Below are 4,643 nucleotides of genomic sequence, written 5' to 3'. Positions count from 1 at the left end.
AGCGGCGGCCCGAATGATCTGGTCCGTCACGTCCCATCATGCGTGGAGCGACCTGGTCGCCGAAGCGGGTTGGACCACCGGCGAATGGTGCGAGCGCACCCTGGACCTACTCGAGGGCACGCTCCTGGCGTGAACCTCGGTGACCACGTCGTCGTCCGGCACTGGCGGCGCAAAGACGCACCACGTGCTGGATCAGTGTCCAGTGGAGAAGACAGACGGAACGAAGCGCTCTCAGGGAAGCCACTGCTCCAACGACCCGGCTCGAGTTCGTCGCGGCAAGTCGGCGTCACATCGTGGGCAGTACTCGATTGCAGCTGGTGACTGGTCGACGTCCGTCGGGATCGGGGCCGCGCATTGAGGACATGCGTTCATGCCTCCCATCGTGACATCCGGAACCTGATCGTCATGGCCGGAGGCATCGGATACGTCGTAGTCCTGTCTCGCGGTCGGTTGACCGCGCAGGTCAACGCAGAGGCCCGGCCGCAGACATCTGACGTCCTGCGTCCCTGCCGGGTGACTCCCACCGATGTCGCCGGGCGCGTCTGGTACCTCTCGTGAGTCGTGGCGTCGCCGTTCCACTTCGGCCCGTCACGGCCTGCCTGTTCACGGAGCTGAGATCCTTGTCAGCCCTTTCGAGAGCCCCTCGGGCGCGCTGTTGCGGTGACGAGGTGGACCACTAACGTGGTCACCGTGGTGACATACCGGTTCCTCGACGGCATGGGGGAAGCTCTGGACGAGCGCGATTTCCCAGAGCACGCCGCCGCGCTCGCTTGGGCCGCTACCGAGGACGAGCTCGCAGAGGAGGTCCAGCGCGTGGAGTACCGCGGGCCTGACGGCGACTGGCGATGGGCCGGACCGCTCCTTGGCTGAGTAGCGATGCCGTTCCTGCCCAAGGGCGCGCAGCCACGTCGAGCCCGGGAGTGGCGCACAATTGCCGTGGCATCGCGCACCAACGGGTCTGTAGCCCGTCTGAGGGGACAAGCTCGTCGGCTGACTCGATCACGCGGCCAGTGGTGGCGGGTGCGCGCTCATCTCTCGGCAGATCAGGTAAGCCGGCAGGCGCCTGCACGCGACGATACGACGCGGTTGCCCGAAGCCTTGCGTGCTGAGGTGCCCATGGGTGGCATGCGCACGAGGCGGTCAGCTCAGCATGAAGTCCGCAACGACACGGCCAAGCTCGGCGCCGGCGTCCTCTTGGAGGAAGTGGCCGGCGTTCTGGAGAATCGGGTGATCGAGGCCTCGGGTGCCGGGGATGAGCTTGCGCAGGATCGGTGCCATCGCACCGGTGATGGGGTCGCTGTCGCTGAACGCCAGCAGGAACGGCAACTCGCTGGCCGAGAGCACCTGCCAAGCGGCGCGGTTGGCTTCGCTGGCGGGGTCGTCGGGTCTGGTGGGGACAAGGTTGGGCATGGCTCGGACGCCGGCTTTGGCGCGCTCCTCGGGGAACGGCGCGTCGTAGGCGGCGCGGACGTCGTCGGCCATCGGGTGCACGCAGCCAGCGGCGACCAAACGACCGATGTCGAGGACCTCGGCGGCTTCAACCGCGCGGCGGAACTGCCACCAGATCTCCGGCATGTCGAAGTCACCGGTGGGCAGACCCGTGTTGGCCGCGACAACTCGAGTGAAGCGGTCCGGCTGTTCGGCGAGCAGTCGGAGACCGATCAGCCCTCCCCAGTCCTGGCCGACCAGGGTGACCTCGCGCAGGTCGAGGTGGTCGAAGACCAGCTCGCGGGTCCACTCGACCATCCGGGCGAAGGAGTAGTCGGCTTGCCGGACCGGCTTGTCGGAACGTCCGAAGCCGACCGTGTCGGGCACCACGCACCTGATCCCGCGTTCGGTGAGCACGCTGATCACATGCCGGTAGAGGAACGACCATGTGGGCTCGCCGTGCAGGAGCAGCGCTACCGGCCCGTCGACCGGCCCCGCGTCGATGTAGGCCACTCGCAGAGTGCCACCGTCCGGGTCAACCACCTGGGCGTAGCCCGGCTCCCAGCGGAAGCCCGGGCAGTGGTCGAAAGCGGCATCCGGGGTTCGGTAGACCTCCATGCCAGACAGTCTTGCAGGACGGTGCTGCCCCGCGACGCTACGCAGTAGTGCGGCCTTCTCAGGCATCCCCGGCCCTGGACCGGGTCAGGGCCGTTGATCATCCGGGGACCTCAAAGACGAGACCCAATTCGATAGGGGGGCGGGGCAGCACCGACGGACTGCCTGTCCGGGAATGCGGTGCTTGACCTGGCGCCACCGAGGGGTGAGGGTTCGCGCATGTGGCCTGCTCTCTTCAACCTCTCCGGCCGAGTCGCGTGGGTCACGGGTGCTGGCGGGCCGGACGGGATCGGGTTCGCCACCGCGCGGTTGCTCGGCGCTCTCGGAGCGGACGTTGCGGTGGCCGCGACCTCCGGCCGCGCCTTCGACCGTGCCGCGGAGCTGGAGCAGCAGGGTGTCCGGGCGATGGGCGTGGTGGCAGACCTCACTGACGAGGAGCAGGTGCGCGACGCACTAGCGCGCGTGGTCGACGTGCTGGGTCCGCCTGCGATCTTGGTGAACAACGCAGGCATGACCAGCGTGAGTGCGCCGGGGGTCCCCAAAGCGTCCGCCGATGGCACCGAGTCAGGCCCGGTCGGCGAGCTGTCCTACGGGCAGTGGCGACGTTCGTTGACTCGTAACCTGGACACCGCGTTCCTGGCCACCCGTGCTGTCCTGCCGGGCATGCGAGCGCAAGGCTGGGGCCGTGTGGTGATGGTCGCCTCAGTGACCGGCCCTGTCATGGCGATGCGGGACGAGGCGGCGTATGCCGCGGCGAAGGCGGGCATGGTTGGTCTCGCGCGGTCCGTGGGCCTGGACTATGCGGCGGACGGCGTCACGGCCAACGCCGTGGCGCCTGGCTGGATCGCGACCGGGAGCCAGACGGCCGACGAGGAGGTCCAGGGCGGTCACACCCCTGCCGGGCGAAGTGCCGTGCCCGATGAGGTCGCGGCCGCCATCGCCTTCCTGTGCACACCTGGGGCGTCGTTCGTCACTGGCCAGTGCCTCGTGGTCGACGGTGGCAACAGCATCGCCGAGGAGCGCGGCTGAAGCACGACCGGCGCCAGGTGCGCCTGTTGTCCCGGTCGCCGGGGCGACATGCCACGCACGGTGGCGCCGAAGCCAGCGACCCTCACAAGCACAGCGGACATACCGCGTCAGCCGGCCAAGGTCCACGCGCGGATTCCGGACACTTTCCAGGCACGCCGGTAGACGGCGGTGTGACGAACCTTCTAGACCGGCGCGGATCACGCGCACAACAAGCAGATCCGGACGTTTCCGCCGGCGCTCACTGCGCTCTAGGCGCGGGCAGGCGTCACCGTGTGCGGCACGGTTTCTCGTCGCGTACCGATGGCAGTCCACCCGATGAGAGCAAGGAGGCAGCCCATGCCCATGATCGTCACGATCAGCACTCGGGACTCATGTATCGCAGGCCCGCAGGATGCTGCTGTGCGTCGTTCATCGTCGGTGGCCGCCGAGCCGGGTTGCGCTTGATCGGGGGTGCCGGACACCAGCCACGAGGCGGAGATCGAGGGACCGCAGTCTTGGGCCTGGCCCATGACCGACGCGGACAGTTGGTTCTCCGTGCCGGTGGCAAAGGCTGCGAGGAGCACAAGCAATCCACCCGCCAGCGCAGCTTTCGCCCAGATCATTCGCCGAGTATGGCCCCGCGCTCCCAGCTGCGCGAGGCAAACGCTCATCGGCTGGTCGATCGGGTGCGCCCGACTGGCCGGTGTGACGCGCGTCTGCGACCGCAACCAGTCCTTTCCGCGCGTCAGGTTCTAGGCGAGCGGGTCCACAGGAAGATCGCCGTCCTTGACGACACTCGGCTCAATCCACTGATGACCCGAGCCCGAGAAGGAATGCACAAACCCACAGCGTAGGCAGATCGCTGCATCGGCCGACTGATTCATCCACTCCAGATCCAATGCCGCCATACCTGTCGTGACCATCTTGATAGAGCGTCTCTCGAACGTCAGCCCCTGACAGACCAGACAGGAGAGGAAACGCTGTCCTGGGCGAATGAACACGTGCATGGACTTCTCCGATCGGGGGAACCGGTGACTGTAATCCAACAAGTGACCGCGCCTGCACGCGGAGTGGGACAGGTGTGCGAACGCGCGACTCGCGGCAGATGCGGGCGCTTCGGGAGTGGCTATCGACGGAACCCGCCTTCGGAGTTGAGCATTTGCCCGACCATCCACTCGCCCTCGTCGCTGGCGAGCCAGGCGATCAAGAGAGCAGGGTCCTCGGGTTCCCCGAGCCTGTGATGCGGGAACCTTTGGAGGACGGCGTCAGGGGCGCTGTCGAGATACCCCGTGTTTACGGGACCGGGATTGATGGTGTTCAGGACGATCCCTTTGCCGATGAGCTCGTCGGCGACGGACCAGGTGGCTCCTGCCAGTGCGGCTTTGGACACCGCGTAGGCCAGGTTGTCGCTCATCGGCCCGAGCGCCTGTCCGGACGTCATCCAGATCACCCTGCCGCCTGTGCGACCGTCGTGCGGCGCCGACAGGCGGCGCATGCGGCTCGGACGCCTTGCCGTCGTCGCTGCGCAGCTCAAGAGCGCGAACTAATGTCGACGGCCAGTTCGTGGTCCCAGCTGGTGGTCGCCGGCTGCG

At 67.5% G+C, this 4,643-nt stretch carries 5 protein-coding genes; 2 read left to right on the top strand and 3 right to left on the bottom strand.

The features are described from left to right. The first annotated feature begins 681 nt into the window (after positions 1-681). Positions 682-870 carry a hypothetical protein gene (locus RMO85_RS04775; RefSeq protein WP_310526794.1) on the top strand — a complete coding sequence of 63 codons (189 nt, stop codon included), beginning with the start codon at positions 682-684 and terminating at the stop codon, positions 868-870. Between the two features lie 270 nt (positions 871-1,140). On the opposite strand, the gene RMO85_RS04770 is transcribed toward RMO85_RS04775, so the two are convergent. After that, complete coding sequence (locus RMO85_RS04770; protein WP_310526793.1) at positions 1,141-2,046, bottom strand: haloalkane dehalogenase; 906 nt, start codon at positions 2,044-2,046, stop codon at positions 1,141-1,143. A 216-nt stretch (positions 2,047-2,262) separates the two neighbouring features. Between RMO85_RS04770 and RMO85_RS04765 the strand changes: the two genes are divergently transcribed. Then, positions 2,263-3,072, top strand: a complete 810-nt coding sequence (locus RMO85_RS04765; protein WP_310526792.1) for an SDR family NAD(P)-dependent oxidoreductase — start codon at positions 2,263-2,265, stop codon at positions 3,070-3,072. A gap of 248 nt (positions 3,073-3,320) precedes the next feature. On the opposite strand, the gene RMO85_RS04760 is transcribed toward RMO85_RS04765, so the two are convergent. Together RMO85_RS04760 and RMO85_RS04755 are read right to left on the bottom strand one after the other, a co-directional pair. Further along, a complete protein-coding gene (locus RMO85_RS04760) occupies positions 3,321-3,674 on the bottom strand; it encodes a hypothetical protein (protein WP_310526791.1) in 354 nt (117 codons plus the stop codon). A 503-nt stretch (positions 3,675-4,177) separates the two neighbouring features. Next, on the bottom strand, positions 4,178-4,546 hold the full coding sequence (locus RMO85_RS04755) for an SDR family oxidoreductase (protein ID WP_310526790.1): 369 nt from the start codon (positions 4,544-4,546) through the stop codon (positions 4,178-4,180). Positions 4,547-4,643 lie beyond the last annotated feature (97 nt).

Origin of the sequence: Nocardioides sp. (assembly GCF_031422975.1) — a bacterium.
In the GTDB taxonomy this organism is placed as follows: Bacteria; Actinomycetota; Actinomycetes; order Propionibacteriales; family Nocardioidaceae; genus Nocardioides.
The sequence above is the reverse complement of the archived record's forward strand: the minus strand, read 5'-3'. Positions and strand labels throughout refer to the sequence as shown.

Bases quoted from the DNA above. Each gene is read 5' to 3' on its own strand.
- RMO85_RS04765 (WP_310526792.1), top strand. From the start codon at position 2,263: ATGTGGCCTGCTCTCTTCAACCTCTCCGGCCGAGTCGCGTGGGTCACG.
- RMO85_RS04770 (WP_310526793.1), bottom strand. From the start codon at position 2,046: ATGGAGGTCTACCGAACCCCGGATGCCGCTTTCGACCACTGCCCGGGC.
- RMO85_RS04760 (WP_310526791.1), bottom strand. From the start codon at position 3,674: ATGATCTGGGCGAAAGCTGCGCTGGCGGGTGGATTGCTTGTGCTCCTC.
- RMO85_RS04755 (WP_310526790.1), bottom strand. From the start codon at position 4,546: ATGCGCCGCCTGTCGGCGCCGCACGACGGTCGCACAGGCGGCAGGGTG.